The organism is Armatimonadota bacterium (assembly GCA_017993055.1).
Lineage (GTDB): Bacteria > Armatimonadota > UBA5829 > DTJY01 > DTJY01 > JAGONM01.
In genome coordinates this window covers 101,340-118,835 of the sequence record JAGONM010000007.1, presented here as the reverse complement: position 1 = coordinate 118,835, position 17,496 = coordinate 101,340, and the positions used below count along the sequence as shown (strand labels likewise).

Annotated in this window: 6 protein-coding genes and 1 tRNA gene; all 7 read left to right on the top strand. The window is 63.4% G+C overall.

Annotation, left to right across the window (positions count from 1 at the left end; genetic code table 11):
- The first annotated feature begins 461 nt into the window (after positions 1 to 461).
- The 7 genes from KBC96_04725 to KBC96_04695 all read left to right on the top strand — a co-directional run bounded on the left by KBC96_04725 (position 462) and on the right by KBC96_04695 (position 17,480).
- Positions 462 to 537: transfer RNA gene (locus tag KBC96_04725), tRNA-Pro, on the top strand.
- Between the two features lie 95 nt (positions 538 to 632).
- Positions 633 to 1,598: a 6-phosphofructokinase gene (pfkA, locus tag KBC96_04720; GenBank protein MBP6963694.1), complete on the top strand. Its 966-nt coding sequence runs from the start codon at positions 633 to 635 to the stop codon at positions 1,596 to 1,598.
- A gap of 125 nt (positions 1,599 to 1,723) precedes the next feature.
- A complete protein-coding gene (locus tag KBC96_04715) occupies positions 1,724 to 2,845 on the top strand; it encodes a hypothetical protein (protein MBP6963693.1) in 1,122 nt (373 codons plus the stop codon).
- Between the two features lie 19 nt (positions 2,846 to 2,864).
- Positions 2,865 to 4,373 carry a glutamate-5-semialdehyde dehydrogenase gene (locus tag KBC96_04710; protein MBP6963692.1) on the top strand — a complete coding sequence of 503 codons (1,509 nt, stop codon included), beginning with the start codon at positions 2,865 to 2,867 and terminating at the stop codon, positions 4,371 to 4,373.
- Between the two features lie 82 nt (positions 4,374 to 4,455).
- Positions 4,456 to 6,633, top strand: coding sequence for a hypothetical protein (locus tag KBC96_04705; protein ID MBP6963691.1), 2,178 nt, complete (start codon positions 4,456 to 4,458; stop codon positions 6,631 to 6,633).
- Between the two features lie 143 nt (positions 6,634 to 6,776).
- On the top strand, positions 6,777 to 9,083 hold the full coding sequence (locus KBC96_04700) for a beta galactosidase jelly roll domain-containing protein (GenBank protein ID MBP6963690.1): 2,307 nt from the start codon (positions 6,777 to 6,779) through the stop codon (positions 9,081 to 9,083).
- Between the two features lie 324 nt (positions 9,084 to 9,407).
- Positions 9,408 to 17,480 (top strand): S8 family serine peptidase, encoded by an 8,073-nt coding sequence (locus KBC96_04695; protein ID MBP6963689.1) that lies wholly within the window; start codon positions 9,408 to 9,410, stop codon positions 17,478 to 17,480.
- Positions 17,481 to 17,496 lie beyond the last annotated feature (16 nt).

Below are 17,496 nucleotides of genomic sequence, written 5' to 3'. Positions count from 1 at the left end.
GGGCGGCAGAGCAGGCGCGGCCCGGCATGATTCACGTTCACTATGAGGACGGCAGTAAGGCTTGTCCGGCTTGCGAGTCTCACGGCAAGCCCGGGCGGTCGGACACCGTTCTGACAGTGCGGTACACGGCTAGCGAGAAAGGCGAGTGATGGGCAGTAAGAACATGAAGCAGCTACAGATGCTCATGCGGCGTTACGGCCTGCGGCGTCCGAAGAAGTACGATCCGCGAAAGACGGCGCAAGAGAACCTTGCAGAGTCGGCGCGTGAAGGCCGGACACAACCGCCGAGGTGACGAAAAAGGGCTATAGAAAGAGCTTGACTCCACCGCACATGCCCGCTAGAATAAGGCATCACAACATAGCACAGAGAAGCATGAAAGCATGTGCGGTAAGGCCAAAAACGAGACCGCACGTGCCTTCGAAAAACCAGCGTTTTGAGCTTACGGTGAGCCAACTTTTCGCCGGGGTGTAGCGCAGCTGGCAGCGCGCATGCTTTGGGAGCATGAGGCCGCCGGTTCGAATCCGGCCACCCCGACCATGCGAGTACGAAGTACGGGAGTACGGCGTACACGGACCTACGGCCCGCGCTCCGCGGGTCGTTTGTCGTTTCGAGAGGTCAGTGCGGAGGGCTTCATGAAGAGGATCGGAGTTCTGACGAGCGGGGGAGACGCCCCGGGCATGAACGCGTGCATCAGGGCGGTCGTCCGGGCCGGGATCGCGCGCGGCGTCGAGACAGTCGGCATCCGGCGCGGCTATATCGGCCTGCTCGAACTCAACGCCGAGACCCTGACCAGCCGCTCGGTCGGCGGGATCGCCCGATGGGGCGGGACCATCATCGAAACCGCACGCTGCCCCGAGTTCGAGACGCCCGAAGGCATCAGGAAGGGCGTCGAGAACTTCCGCAGGCTCGGCCTCGACGCTGTGATCGTGATCGGCGGAGACGGCTCCCTTCGCGGCGCGCTCGAACTCCACAAGGCGGGCGTTCCGTGCGCGGGAGTGCCCGGCTCGATTGACAACGACGTCTGCGAGACGGAGACCTCAATCGGCGTTGATACCGCCATGAATACCATCCTGGAGGCGATTGACAAGCTCAAGGATACCGCTAGCGCCCACCGCCGCGCCTTCGTCGTAGAGGTTATGGGGCGGCGCAGCGGCTATCTGGCTCTTGCGGCCGGGGTTGCGGGTGGTGCGGAAATGGTCATCGCTCCCGAACGCCCGCAAAGCATGGAAGACATCGTTCTAGAGATGGAGAGAGCCAGGCAGCGAGGCAAGCCGCACTTCATCATCGTCGTGGCGGAGGGGGCCGTCCCCAGCGCGAGCGCTATATGCAGCACCCTGATCGCCGAGCATCCCGGCTTCGACGCCCGACTCACCGTCCTCGGCCATGTCCAGCGCGGCGGCTCCCCGACCGCTTCCGACCGCCTGCTTGCCACGAAACTGGGAGCGGGAGCGGTGGAAGCCCTGCTCCGCGGGGAGCGCGGCGTTATGGTGGGCGTCCGAGAGGGACAGGCGGTCTCGGTGCCGCTCGACAAGGTGCTCTGCACGGATCGTCCGGCCGACGGTGAACTCCTTCGGCTCGAGGATATGATCGCCCTGTAGGTCCCCGGGCGCATCGGCTGCATGCGCTCCTCCTAAGCCCTGACCTTACTCCGGCGCTTGACGGTGCTACTCGAATCAGCGATAATCTCTCACGGCACATCTGCCCAAACCTCGGAGGTTCTTCGATGCGTACTGCTCTCATAACGGTATCCGTTCTGCTCATCGCTATCAGCGCCGGCGGTGCGGTAGAGAATCAGGCTTACCTCGGAATGTTCGCCGAGACCGGCCTTACCAGAATCGCCGGCATGCCTGAGATGCCCCCGATCCCGCCCGGCATTGATGTCTCCAGCATGCCCGGGATGGAGGGCATGATGAGCATGGGCAAGCCGACCCGTTCGTTCACCGTGCGGCTCTGGTCGCCCGGGATCGCTCCCGAGGGTGCGACCGCGAGCATCGTTCCGCCTGCCGGCCTGAAGCAGGGGGACAGGCTCGACCTCGACCTCTATCGCCCGAAGCCCGAGAAGGCCGACGGGCAGGACGGCGGTTCCGGCGCGTCCGGCAGCAAGCCGCCGGACTTCACGATCAAGTACTACTGGGGATCGTCCGCGGCCGTCAGGCCCGGTCAGCCCAAGGTCATCAACTTCAAGACGATGGACGCCGAGGCGAAGCGGCTCATGGAGAAGGAAAGCCGTTCCGCAAAGGCGATGTCGGCGTACTTCTACAAGCCGGATTGGACGACCGGCTACTGGCCTACGCAGAAGCAGCCCGGCAAGATCGCCGCCGACGCGTCCCTGCCCGGCAGGTATTCCCTGACGACCAGCTACACCGGCAGCGTCGAACTCGACTGCCCGGCGAACGTGGACTTCCTGGCCCCAATCGAGATCGCTGCCCCGGATCTGGAGGAGACGCCCGACCTGAGCAAGGCTGTCAAGCTCGAGTGGAAACCCATTCCCAACCTGCTCGGCTCGCACGCGATGATGATGGGCATGCAGGGCCGGGACACGATCATCATGTGGAGCTCGTCGGAGGTCTGGAAGGACAACCTCATGTCTGTGGACTGGGGATACCTGCAGATGGCCGAGGTGAAGCAGTACGTGAAGGACAAGATCATGATGCCCGGCGAGCAGATCGGCGTCACGATCCCGGCGGGCATCTTCGCGGAGTGTGATTTCACCTCGATGACGATGACCGGCTACGGGCCGGGCGCGGCTCGCATGGACACGCAGCCTCTTCCGCGTATCCAGACGAAGACGACGCTCTCCCTCCAGCTCGGCGGCAAGGCCGTCGGCGATATGGGGGACAACTAGACTCCGTGAGGAGACAGCCATGACGGACGAGAACAGACTCACCAGCTTGGAGCCCGGCATGCCGATCCTCGTGGGCGGCGACCGGGTTCTGCACGTTTCCCAGGAACTGGCTGACAAGTTCGAGCCCGGCGACAAGTTGCTCGTCGTGCGCAAGACCGGCGACATCCTGCACATCCCGCAGGCCGTGGACGCACTCGCGACCGAGGCTGTCGGCCGCGCGCTCGATGCGTTCGACGCCCAACAGGCGGCGTCCGACGATCAGTTCACGCGGTTCTACGACGAGTTCGCCGACCGCCTCGCCGACGAGTGCGTCTGGACGATGGTCGCGGGCGTCAACGCCAGGGACGTCGAGCGCGCGAAGGCGAAGGGACGCTCGACCACCCGCCTCCTCGCGGGCGACAAGATGCGGAACGACATGATCGCGGGCCTGCGTCAGTGGCGCGACCTGCCTTCGCGCCGCGACAAGGTGACCGGTCGGGTCGAGCACGAGGGCTGGGTCGTCGAGGAGGTCGTCAGCCCGTGCGGGGTAGTCGCGTTCGTCTTCGAGGGGCGGCCGAACGTCCTGGCCGACGCGACCGGCGTGCTTCGGAGCGGCAACACCGCCGTCTTCCGTATCGGGAGCGATGCCCTTAGGACCGCGAAGGCGATCATGGACTTCGCCCTCCGGCCTGCGCTCAGGGAGTCGGGGCTGCCGGAGTATTCCGTCACGCTCCTCGAGAGTACGGAACACTCCGCCGGATGGGCTCTCTTCGCCGATCCCAGACTTGCGTTGGCGGTCGCTCGCGGCTCCGGCCGGTCTGTTGACCTGCTCGGCTCGATAGCCCGCGAGGCCGGGAACGCTGTCAGCCTCCACGGCACCGGCGGGACCTGGATCATCGCCGACGAGTCGGCCCATCCCGATACGTTTGAGTCGGCGGTGTTCCATTCGATTGACCGCAAGGTGTGCAACACGCTCAACACGGTCTGCATCCCCCGCTCCCGCGCGGGCGACCTCGTGCCCAAGCTGCTCAGCGCCCTGCAGAAGCGCGGCGAGAAGCTCGGATACGGCTACCGGCTCCATGTCGCTCACGGCAGTGAAGACATCATCCCCGAGGAGCTGTTCACCAGGGAGACGGACGTCATGCGCGCGGCCGGCGTCCAGCACGAGTTGACCGCAACCATCTGGCCGGACGACCAACTCGGCCACGAGTGGGAGTGGGAGCAGACACCCGAGGTGACGGTGGTCGCGATACACGACCTGGACGAGGGCATCCGGCTCTTCAACGAGCAGTCGCCCCTGCTGGCGGCGTCGCTCGTCAGCGACGACGAGGCCTCGCACGAGAAGTTCCTCCGCGAGTTGAATGCCCCGTTCATCGGTAATGGGTTCACGCGCTGGGTGGACGGGCAGTACGCGCTCGAGCGCCCGGAACTCGGGCTCTCGAACTGGCAGAACGGCCGGCTCCTCGCCCGCGCCGCCGTCCTCACCGGCGACGGTGTCTTCACCGTGAAGCTCCGTGTCCGCCAGTCCGACCCGGACGTGCATCGGTAGGGGCGGGCTTCTACGCCCGCCGGAGGTCCGACCGGTCTGACAGGTCTGACGCGTCCGACGCCCGATCCGCTGAGAGGAACACATGCGCATCACCCTGATCATCGCACTACTCGCCATATCAGCCGCGCACGGAGGGACCATGGACACCCTGAGGACCGGGTTCGCCAACCCGGGGAACGACTACCGCGCACTCCCGATGGAGTTCGACTACGCCAAACCGACGGAGTTCGCCGACAAGCTCGTCGAGGGCGGATGGGGCGGCGCGCATTTCGGCTATCCAAACGGCGGCCCGGGATACCTCCGCGACGAGGCGGGCTGGGATCAGTACACGGCGGCGGTCAAGGCGTGCAAAGAGCGCGGGCTGAACGTCTGGATCTACGACGAATGGGGCTATCCCAGCGGACGAGCGGGCGGACACGTCCTGGAGGGCCATCCCGAGTACGAGGCCCAGGGGCTCTTCTACGACTCCACCGACGTTCCGATCAAGAAGGCGCAGCCGTTCGAGTGGCGCGTCCCCGAAGGCACGCCGTTCTACATCGCGCTCTGCGATCTCGACTGGAACGGGCGAATCGTCGGGCAGCCGACCGACCTGACCGACAAAGTCCAGGACGGTATCCTCAAGATCGAACTCCAGCCCGGCACGTGGCGGCTGATCGCGTTCGTCCAGAACCGCCTGCGGGAGGGCACGCACGCCTCGATCGCATTCGGGCCTTACGTCAACATCCTCGATCCCGATGCGGTCAAGCGGTTCATGGAGATCACCCACGATGCTTTTTATGCCCACTGCGGCCCGGATTTCGGAAAGACCATCAAGGCCGTCTTCAACGACGAGGTCTCGCTCATGAGCGGCTTCCTCACCGACGATACGCAGCCGCATCCCGCGCTGGCATGGTATCACGGCCTGCCGGAGATCTTCCTCAAGCGGACCGGCTACGACATCCGGGAGTGCCTCCCCGCGCTCTTCAACAACGTCGGCGCGGATACCGCCCGTAAGCGGTGCGACTGGTACTCGATGATCTCAGAGCAGGTCGCGGCGTCGTTCTTCGAGCAGGTCCGCGAATGGTGCGAGGCGCACAAGGTCGCGTCCACCGGCCATCTGCTGTGGGAGGGGTCGCTGATCTTCCATGCCAACTTCTACGGCAGCGTCTTCCCCTCGTTGCGGGAACTTGAATGGCCGGGGATCGACGTGCTCGGCGCGGACTACGGGCACACATCCGGCTCGCACGTCGAAGGCGGGCCGGTCACCCCGAAGCTGATCGGCTCGGCCGCGCATATCTATGACAAGAAGCGCACGATGTCCGAGTCGTTCTGCTTCGTGACCGGCAAGACGCCGATCGAGGACCTCCTCGCGCACATAGCCTGGCAGGAGGTGCTCGGGATCAACAGCTTCACGACTTTGAGCATCAACGACCAATATCCCCCGAAGTCATTCCGCCTGCTGAACGACTACACCGGCCGCCTGAGCTACATGCTCACGCAGGGACGGTTCACGGCGGATGTGGCGGTCCTCTACCCGATCGCCTCCGTGTGGGCCGACTTCAAGCCGACGAACCGCCACGTCCACTTCCTCGACGACAACCCCAGGGCGAAGGATGTGGACGACGCCTGGCGCGCGATCTCCTCGGAGGTGCTTGCCTGCCAGCGGGATTTTGACTACCTCGATGAGGATGCGGTCCGGCGCGCGAAGGTCTTGGGTGGCAAGCTGGTGATCGGGAAGAATAGCTACTCGGTCCTCATGCTCCCCCACGTCACGACGCTCGAGTTCGCAACCCTCAAGCAGATCGAGCGGTTCGTCGCCGCTGGCGGTACTGTGATCTCCTACGAGACGCTCCCGTACACCCGCGCCGACGCCGGCCCATCGGATGAGCATCGCGCGCTGGTAGATGACCTCTGGGAGCGCAAGGGAGTCATCCACACCGAGACGATGCGCTCATTCCGCGAGGCCCTCCGGTCGAGCGGCACTCCCGACCTGGTGGTCACGCCGTCGGTGGACCGTCATGCTGAACTCGATTCAGCATCCACGCCGGACGTCTACTACCAGCATCGAATCCTGCCCGATGGCGACATCTTCTTCCTGGTCAACAACTCGGCCGACCCCGTCACCGGCGACTTCGCCTTCCGCGCATCAGGCAAAGCGGAGGTTTGGAATCCCCTCACCGGCGAGACCTCCCACGCCGAAGCCGCGAAGAAGAACGGCACGACCACCCTCCACCTCACCCTCCCGCCGAGGAGTGGAAGGTTTGTCGTGTTCGGATGGTAAGTAACGACAACGGATTATCGAACTGGTGGTGGGCGATAGATGATTCGTTTGTTCGTTTCCTCAGTTCCTTGTCGGTCACCCGGCGGAGGATACGCACGCCGCTTTCGTGAACAGATACGCGACTATCTCCGGTGAGGTCCAACATGAACCGTCTGTTCCCGGCAATCATCGTCTGTGCAATCCTTGCGAGCGCCGCCTGCGCCGACATCCCGCGCCCGGAGCATCCGAACCCGATGGCCGTGCGGGGCGAGTGGATGAACCTCAACGGCACGTGGGAGTTCGCCGAGTCCGACGGAAGACTGCTCCCCAGCCCTCCCCGCAACGGAGAGGTCGCCGACCAGGGATTCCTCACCGACAAGCCGTATCCCGACAAGATCATCGTCCCGTTCTGCCGGGAGAGCAAGCTCTCGGGCCTCGGGCGCACGGGATTCGTCAAGAACGTCTGGTACCGCCGGACCTTCGATCTGCCCACGACCTGGAAGTCGAAGCGGACGCTCCTCCACATCGGTGCGTGCGACTACGAGACAACCGTCTGGATGAACGGCGAACTCTTGGGCAAGCACCGGGGCGGAAGCGCGCCGATCACCTTCGAGATCACGAAGCAGCTTCAGCGGGGACAGAACACCGTCACCGTCCATGCCTTCGACGACACCCGGAGCGGCCTCCAGCCCACAGGCAAGCAGGCCCACTCCGAGCAGAGCGCGGGATGCGTCTACACGCGCACGACCGGCATCTGGCAGACGGTCTGGCTCGAGGGGGTCGGCTCCACATATATCAAGGATTTCACGATCGAGACCGATCCGGGCCGCGGCAGGGTCATCATCCGGCCGGAGATCGACGGCTGGTGGGCCGACATGGCGATCAAGGCGGTCGCATCGGCGGACGGGAAGGTCGTCGGGGTCGATCAAGTCAAAGCCGAGTGGCGAAGCGCCCATCTCGTGCTGAGCATCCCCAACCCGCGCCCCTGGTCTCCGGAGGACCCGTTCCTCTATGACCTGAGGCTCGTCATCACCCTCAACGGGAAGGTCGTAGACGAGGTCAAGTCGTACTTCGGCCTCCGCGACGTCTCTATCCTGGGGACGGTCATCAATATCAACCGCAAGCCCGTCTTTCAGCGGCTGATCCTCGACCAGGGCTTCTACCCCGATGGAATCTGGACCGCCCCGACCGACGAGGCGCTCAAGCACGACATCGAGCTGTCGCAGGCGGCCGGCTTCAACGGTGCGCGCCTCCACCAGAAGGTCTTCGAGCCGCGATATCTCTACTGGGCCGACAAAATGGGCTACCTGCTCTGGGGCGAGTTCCCGAGTTGGGGCATAGACTACACGAACCCGAGCGTCAACCTGCCGTTCCTCGAGGAGTGGACCGAGATCGTGCGGCGCGACAGGAATCATCCCAGCGTCGTCGGCTGGTGCCCGCTCAACGAGACTACCGGAGCGGCGGGTGACCTGCAGAACGCCGTGATCGCCGCCACCCGCCTGGCCGACCCCGGGCGCCCGGTGCTTGACACCAGCGGCTACGTCCACAGCCTCGCCGAGCCGGATGTTCTCGACACGCACGACTACGAGCAGAACCCCGAGGCGATGAAGGCCCGGTACAACGACAACTTCGCGCCGAACATGGTGCTCCCGGCGAGATACGGCGGCCCGGAGATCAGGGCGAACGTCCCGTTCATGGTCAGCGAGTTCGGGGGCATCGGCTGGAGCGTCACGGGCGGATGGGGCTATGGAGCGGCTCCTAAGGACAAGGAGGAGTTCTATGCCCGCTACAAGGGGCTCTGCGATGCGCTGCTCGACAGCCCGTCGCAGTTCGGTTTCTGCTACACGCAGCTCACCGACGTCGAGCAGGAGCAGAACGGCCTCTACACCTACGAGCGCGTGCCGAAGTTCGACGTGAAGCGCATCCACGACATCACCGCCCGCCCGGCGTACATCGAGACGCACTCCCATTGGGAGACGGCCAAGACGCTCGGGGCCCAGCCGGCATCCGACTGGCGCGTGGTCGTCGGCGCGTGCGTAGACAAGGGCGTGGCTAAGGCGTGGCGATACACGTTCGATGAGCCGGCCGACGACTGGGACGAGCCCGGATTCGACGACTCCGCCTGGAAGTCCGGCCTCGGCGGGTTCGGCTCCAAGGGCGGATGGGAGTGGGCGATCCGCACTGCCTGGGCGGCGCCGGACATCTGGCTTCGTCAGACGTTCGAGTACGACGGCAAGCCGTTCGACAGCGCGATGCTCGTCGCCCACTACGACAACAAGACCGAGGTCTACATCAACGGGAAGCGTGTCTGGCACGGCACGGGCTGGAACGACCGCTACTCCGGCTTCAACGTGATGAAGACGATCAAAGATGTCCTCAGGCAGGGGACGAACACCATTGCGGCCCATACCCACCAGGATACCGGCGGCCAGTTCATAGACCTCGCCTTGCTCCTCTCCGTATCGAGATGAACTTCGCCGGTGACCGGGCGTCCTCTGCAGTGCCGCCTCGCGTCTGCCGATACTAAATACTGGGAAGAAAACAGCCACAAATATGGCGATTTGTAGAACCTTTGCGACTCTCAGCCCGTCATAAAAGCAGGGTGTGTCCGTTCCGCGCGTGAGGGATACCTCGTTGCGCTCGTAGCTATCATAGTCCTTATGCGGCAGCCTGCAATCATATTCGGCTCACGATGTTGACCCTCTCTGCGGCACGGGCACCGACCTGCAGGTTCGAGAACGCGTGATCTGGCGGTTCACGCGCGGGTACGTTCCGTTCCGAGATGAGGTGTGTCCTTGCTGGGAAGACTCAGACTGGCTCGGTGTTTCTTCACACTCGTGCTGCTTGCGGCGGTAGCGGCGCTTCCCGCCACTGCCGGGGTTAAAGGCGGCGCGTCCGGTCATGGCATCGCCAAGCCCGAGTACTCTCCCAGCCGGATCATCGTCAAGTTCTCATCCCCACCTTCGGTTTCCCGCGGTCCGAAGGGTTTCGCCTCAACCAGGATGCCGGCCGTGGATGCGCTCAATGTGAGGCACGGCGTAAGCCAGATGCGTCCCGTGTTCCGCCGGGCCTTCGAGGGCAAACCGCTGCCGAACGGCCTCGCCCGGAAGCTCGATCGCACCTACCTGCTGGAGTTGTCCGAGGCAAGAGACCCCGTCGAGGTCGCCCTCGAGTATTCGAAGCTTGCCGAGGTCGAGTATGCGGAGCCCGACCGAATCCGCCGCGCATCGCGGGTGGACCCGAACGATCCCTACTGGCTCTCAAACAACTCCTGGGGACAGAACTACCGCGACCAGTGGGACATGGAGATCATGAAGTGTCCGGATGCATGGGACATCGAGACCGGGGATGCCACGGTAGTGATCGCCGTTGTTGACACGGGCATAGACTACCTGCATTCGGACCTCGCCGCGAATATCTGGACCAATCCGGGCGAAGTTCCGGCGAACGGTCTCGACGACGAAGGCAACGGCCGTATAGACGACGTGTACGGGTACGATTTTGCCTACAAAGACAATGATCCCATGGACGGCAACGGCCACGGCACCCACGTTTCCGGCGCGATAGGCGCGGTTGGGAACAATGGCATAGGGATTGCGGGCGTCAACTGGCAGTGCAAGCTGATGGCCGTCAAGGGCCTCGACAACTCCGGAAACGGCTTCGACTCCGACCTCGCCGAGGCGATCATCTACGCGGCTAACGCCGGCGCCAATGTGATAAACATGAGTTGGGGTGGGGAGGGGTTTTCCCAGACCATCCACGAGGCGATTGAATACGCCCACGCGCAGGGAGTCGTCCTCTGCGCTGCCGCCGGGAACTTCGCTACAGATCTCGCGGCCGAGCATCCGGCCTGCGACAACTACGTCATAACAGTTACGGCCACCGATCCCAGCGACGAGGCGTGTCCGTTCACCAACTGGGGCATCAAGGCGTCGGTAGCGGCGCCGGGTGGAAACGGCTACCTCTCGACCCCTGCGTGCGCGGTTCACAACTGCCTCTCACTTCGCGCTGGGACTACCGATCCGCTGTCCGGCGAATGCGGACCGGGCACGGCGGTTGTCGGCGGCGAGTACTATCGGATGGCGGGCACGTCAATGGCTTGCCCGCACGTCTCCGGCCTCGCCGGTCTGGTTCTCGCGGCGCACCCGACATGGTCAAATGAGCAGGTCCGTCAGGCAATTCAGATGCGGGCAGACGACGTTCGCACCCCGGGATTCGATAAGTACAGCGGTTTCGGCCGAGTGAATGCCTACAGCACGATCACCTCGGCCGAGCCGATGACAGCGTTTGTCAGTTCGCCAAACAGCAGCTCAGAGGTTTCGGGAACGGTGGCGATATGGGGGACCGCGCGAGGCCCCGGCCTCGCATCGTGGACTCTCGACTACGGCGCGGGCCATCAGCCGAGTTCCTGGTCTACTATCGCGACCGGCTTCTCTGCGGTGGTGCGCGGCAAGTTGGCGGACTGGGATGTGACCGGCGTATCAAATCAGCTCTATACCCTGCGGCTCAGGGTCGTGGGCCAGGGGACTGAAACGGCGGAGTTTCGCATCGGAGTCACCCCGAAGTCCACGGAAGGGTCTGGGCACTTCACGGAACTCTACGACACCGCGCCGTTTGATCTTGCTTACACGTCGCTCCAGTTCGTGCCGGACGGCTCGGACGAGTACTACTCGCTCTGCACGCGCCAGATACTCCAACTGCCGACCGACCCGGCGGGCGGAACGCAGATCACCCTGGCGGACGACGATTCCGCCCTGGTGACTTTGACGAGCGGGGCGCAGATATCGCTCTATGGCAATATGCGAACGCAGTTCTATGTGGGCGGCAACGGCTATGTCACTCTCGACGTGGGCGACAGCAGCTATGCGGAATCCTACTTCAGCCACTTCAGCCGCAAGCGTGTGGCTGCGCTCTTCGACGACCTGATCCCCGGTACGGGCGTTAGTTGGAAGCAGCTCACCGATCGCGTGGCCGTCACCTATCTGAACGTTCGAGAGTACGGAGCCACGACGCAGAATACCTTCCAGATCGAGTTGTTCTTCGACGGCCGCATCACGGTTTCTTACCTGAACATCGCCGCATCCGACGGTCTCGTCGGCCTCTCGGCCGGTTCGGGCGTTCCGGCGGATTTCGTGGAGAGCGATCTCTCCGGCTATCCGAAGTGCCTCCTCGTCGGGCGTGCTCTAACGATAGTAAAACCGAACGGCGGCGAGTGCTACGAGCCCGGCACCACGGCCAGGATTATCTGGAGCTACTCAGGGAACAACTGGCAGCCCTCGGATAGGGTGAAGCTCGAATACTCGCCCGATGCCGGCGGGACATGGTCCCCTATTCCCGGAGCCCAGAGTGTCCCTTACAACGCAGGCTTCTTCAACTGGGTAATCAGCGGCCTCCCGCAGACTCAGCAATACAGGGTTCGGATCACGTTTGTCGGCGATGTATCGGTCACCGACGAATCTAACGGCGACTTCACGGTCGGCCCGGATACGGCTCCTCCGGTGATCATCCACACACCGCTCGGCAACACGGCAAACGCTACAGGTCCATACTATGTGTTCGTCGAGGTCAGCGACAACGTGGGTATCGCCTCGGCGGAACTCCACTGGAGCAAGAACGGCGGACCGTATTCGTCCGTGTCAATGACATCTGCCGGACCGGGCGCGTACTACGCAGGGATTCCCGGCCCGAGCGTGGTGGGCGACGGCTACTGCTACTACGTGGAGGCTACTGACTCCTCCTCGTCACACAACGTCGGTCGGCTCCCCTCGCAGGTGGGGCAGTCGTTCTGCTTCGATGTGATAGATCAATCCGACTATTTCACCCAGACGTTCAGCACGGGCGAACTCGACATAGAGAACATGAGCATCGAGTTCACGCCGGACGGTTCGCGCAGTTTCTATGCAGCCTGCAGTCACCCGATCGACGAACTGCCGACCGACCCGACCGGTGGCGCGGTGCTTCCGCTGGGTGACGACAACTACACTAGGGTTGATCTGCAGGCCGGGGAGCTCATTTCCTTCTACGGCCAGACGTACGGATCGTTCTACGTCGGTAGCAACGGCTATATAACGTTCGATTCGGGCGACTCGAGCCGCGAAGTCCTGCTGCAGAATCACTTTGCGCTCAGGCGCATATCGGCCCTGTTCGCCGATCTCTATGCAAGCGAGGACGTCTCCTGGCGGCAGTTGACGGATCGCGTCGTGGTCACTTTTCTCGGTGTCCGGGAATACGGCACCACTAACTCGAACACCTTCCAGGTCGAGCTGTTCTACAACGGGAAGATCACTCTTTCCTACCTGACCCTCGAAGCCGACAGATGCGTCGTCGGGCTCTCGGCCGGCAACGGCGTTCCGGCCGACTACGTCGCCAGCGACCTGTCCTCCTATCCGTGCGGTCCGAGGCTCACGATAGTGCGGCCCGACGGCGGAGAGCTGTACGAACCGGGAAACACTGTGACGATACAGTGGACTGCCGTCGGCGAAGGCTGGCTGACCGGCGACACGGTGAGGCTCCAAGCGTCCCCGGATGCCGGTGCCAACTGGACGCAGATACCCGGCGCGGAGAGCCTCTCTCACAAGGCCGGGTCGTTCGCGTGGAACACCTCCGGGTGGCCGATGTCCAGCCATTACCGGGTCAGGGTCGTCTCGAACGTTGATCCGGCGGTGAGCGATGCATCAGACGGTGACTTCGCCGTCGCCCTCGATACCGTTGCGCCCGTGATCGTTCATACGCCGCTTGAAGATACTAACAATACCGACGGCCCGTACATCGTAACCGCCGTGGTTACCGACAACCTCGGGATCGGGACGGTCACTCTCTACTGGAAAGGTAACGGCGGGTCTTACACTCAGGTGGCTATGACTCCCACGGGCGTGCCGAGCGAGTACGCCGGGGCCGTTCCCGGCCCGAGCCTCAACTGCGCCGGTGGGTACTGCTACTATATTGAAGCCGCCGACGCTGCCTCGACGCCGAACGTGACGAGGAGTCCGGTGACGGGTGACTACTGCTTCGAGATCGTCGGCGCGACCATCGGACTTTCGCAGGGCAGCCTGCTGTTTGAGTTGCCGCCGGGTGGCACGGACAGCGCATCGGTCATCATATCCAACAACGGATGCATGCCGCTGCACTGGAGCATCGTCGAAAGAGGCGCCACCAGCATAGTCGCCGAGCCGTCGGAGGCTTTCTACACTGCGGAAGACAGACCCGAGGTTGACTGGTCGGTGCCTCATGCATCGGGCAGGCTGATCGTCGGTGTCCGCCCGGAGGTTCAGTCGGCGCAGAGGGCGGACCTGCATGCTCGGGCGGGGGCCAAGGTCGTCCACAGCTTCAAGCTGGTCTCGGCCGATCTCGTAGAGGTGGATGCAGGCGTTGACCTCAGGCAGGTTGCGGCGAAATACGCGGCCATGCCGGGCGTCGCGTTCGTGGAACCGGACTACATCGTCTCCGTCGAGAGCATCCCCGACGATCCGATGTTCGGTAGCCAATGGGGGATGAACAACACAGGTCAGAGCGGTGGCATTGAGGACTCGGACGTGGACGCGCCGGAGGCCTGGGGAATCTACACCGGCGGGCGTGACGTAGTCGTTGCGGTCATTGATACGGGCGTTTCGTACACCCATCCCGATCTGGCTGCCAACATGTGGGTCAACATGGGCGAAATCCCGGGAAACGGGATAGACGACGATGGGAACGGTTTCGCGGATGACGTGCACGGATACGACTTCCGCAATAACGATTCCAACCCCGCGGACGACAACTCGCACGGTACCCATGTCGCCGGAATCCTCGGCGCAGTCGGGGGCAATTCCACTGGGGTCGCAGGCGTGAACTGGAGCACCCGTATCATGGCCCTCAAGTTCGCGGGATCGAGCGGCTCGGGGCAGACGAGCGATGCCATAGAGTGCATCGAATATGCCTCGCGGATGGGTGCCCGCCTGTCGTGCAACTCCTGGGGAGGCGGCGCGTACTCCCAGGCCCTGGTAGATGCAATCGCGGCCGCAGGCAACCTCGGACAGCTCTTCGTCGCCTGCGCTGGGAACGTGGGCGTGGACACCGATACGGCGCCCTACTATCCGGCCAGCTATAGTCTCTCCAATATCATATCCGTCGCCGCCAGCGACCACAACGACGATCTGGCTCAGTGGCCGTCGGGTGGAGGATCGAACTGGGGGCTCAATACTGTTGATCTTGCCGCGCCGGGCCTGGCGGTGCTCAGCACCGTGCTGAACGACGGCTACGGCAACAAGGACGGCACGTCCATGGCGGCCCCTTTCGTGGCCGGCGCATGCGCCTTGCTGAAGTCGGCCAACCCCGATGCCACATGCGGCCAGATCAAGCAGTGGATACTCGATGGCGTTGACGAGAAGCCCGCTCTTGCGGGCAAGATGCTCACCGGCGGTCGGCTGAATCTGCACCGGTCTCTTCTGCTGGCCGGGGTCTCGTGGCTCGATGTCTCGCCGAAGAGCGGAACGGTTCAGCCGGGCGGGTCGGAACAGATCACCGTCAGCGTTGACGCCGCCGGGCTGTCGGACCGATTCAGTGAGACCGGCAAGATCGCCTTGATCAGCAACGACTATGCCGTTCCCGTCTTCGTGATGCCGGTCACGCTGAGTGTGGTTGAATCCGGCCGATTCCTACGCATGGACTCGCCGAATGGCGGCGAGTGGTACGAAGCCGGAACTCTCGTCACGGTCAACTGGACTCCCCTTGGCACGGACTGGCAGGAGAGTGATCAGGTCAGGCTCGAGTATTCGTCAAACGCCGGGTCGGATTGGGTTGTGATTCCGGGAGCTCAGAATCTGAACGGAGTGTCCGGCTCGTTCCAGTGGAACACATCCGGGTTGCCGTCTTCGGCCGGCTACCTGGTCCGTGTAGTGTTCCCGCCAAATGAGGGCATATCCGATGTTTCCAATGCCACCTTCACCGTCGCACCCGACACCGTGCCGCCGGTGATCAGCCATTCTCCCTTGGTGGACAGCGAGGACCTGACGGGACCTTACACGGTCTACGCCGGGGTCACCGACAACTACGCCGTCGGCAGTGTGACGCTCTACTGGAAGAAGAACGATGGGCGCTTCACCGCTGTCGCAATGAGTTCGACGGATCTGCCGGACCAGTATTCCGGGCAGATTCCCGGTCCCAGCCAGGACGGCGACAGGTACTGCTACTACATACGTGCCGCGGACGCATCCGCGGCGGCGAACACATCTGTCGAGCCGGGGGGAGCGCCCACCCAACTCAGATGCTTTACGGTTCGCAGTCTGGTCACTCTGCCATTCGTGCTAACTGACGGCGACGGCTTCCGATGGGATATCCAACAGAACGGAAGCATATCCGATGGGACCAGCGACGCCTTCGACGGGGGATACGTCCTGAGCGGATTCCCGAACGTCTCAGTAGCCGGAATCGAGAACGACGTCAGGGAAGTAGTGGTCGACAGCGGAGCCACAACCGGCGTGAAGGTTACCCGCAAGATCTACGTGCCCTCCGACCGGGCCTACTGCCGATATCTGGAGATAGTAACCAACCTGGGTGATTCGCCAATCAACCATACCGTGAGGATCGACACGAACCTCGGCTCCGACAACCTGACCGTGATTGCGGGGACGTCGAGTGGGGACAGCATTTTCGACGTCTCCGACCGTTGGATAGTCACTGACGATGCGGATGGTGTGAACGACCCGTCCGTTACCCATGTGATCGCCGGGCCGGGAGCAGCCGTGTCGCCGAACGTCGTTTCCTACACCATGGGTTTCGTCGGCTACGGGTACGAACTTCCGCTCGCGCCCTATCAGACCAGGATCATAATGCACTTCGGCGCGCAGGGCCACAGCAGGAGCGCCTCCCTTGCCAGGGCGGAGCAGTTGTCCTTGCTCAACGCGGCTCAGAACTGCCTGGCAGGCATGACGCTCGGGGAGCGGTCGCAGGTTGCCAACTTCATCGCGAGCGGCGCGGCGCTGAGGCTTGACGCCCCGAACGGCGATGAGATCTACCGTATGGGAGATCCCGTTCCGATTCTCTGGACCGCTCTCGGACCGGACTGGACGCAGGGAGATACCGTCCGGATCGAGTGTTCGCCCAACGGCGGCTCGGCCTGGGCAGATGTCCTCGGCGCTTCCGCACTGCCATACAACTCGGGTTCATTCAACTGGAATACCGCGGGCCTGCCCGCCTCTGCCGAATACCGGATCAGAATCTCTCGGAACGGCGCTGTTCCGGCGGGTGACGAGTCCGACGGCGTCTTCACTATTGCGGTATCGGGGAGTACTCGTGCGTGCAAGCTCCAGTCCGACGGCGTGCCCGTGAGCCTCGATGCCAGGCGCGTAAGCGCCGTCTTCGCGGGCATATTCTATGTCCAGGAAGAGGATCGCTCGTGCGGCATCGGCGTGCTGTGGTCGGGGCCGATGCCTTCCATTGGCGATCTTGCCGCGGTCCGAGGCGTCATGGTCACCGTAGACGGCGAGCGGATCGTGGAGGCGTCCGCCGTGATCCCGAACGACCCGGACTCGCTAGTCCCGATCCCGATAGGCGTCTTTGAGAGGCAGCTCGGCGGTGGCGGTCTTGGCTACAACGTCGGCCCTCCTCCGGTAGGACAGAGGGGGATCGCGGGCAAAGATGGTCTCAATAACATCGGCCTTCTCGTGAAGACGTGGGGCAGGGTGGATACTGTGGATCCATCTCCGACGCCCGGGTTCTTCATCCTGGCGCACGGCTTTGATCGGATCAGGGTAGACCTCCCGGCGGGTGCGCTGCCTCCGACACTCGGTGCCGACGTGAGCGTTGTCGGGGTAAGCTCGTGCTACTTCGTGGGTGACGAGTTGCACCCGAAGATCAGACTTCGGAGTTCGGGAGATCTCGTGGTTCTTTGACCCTGGTTCCGTCTGC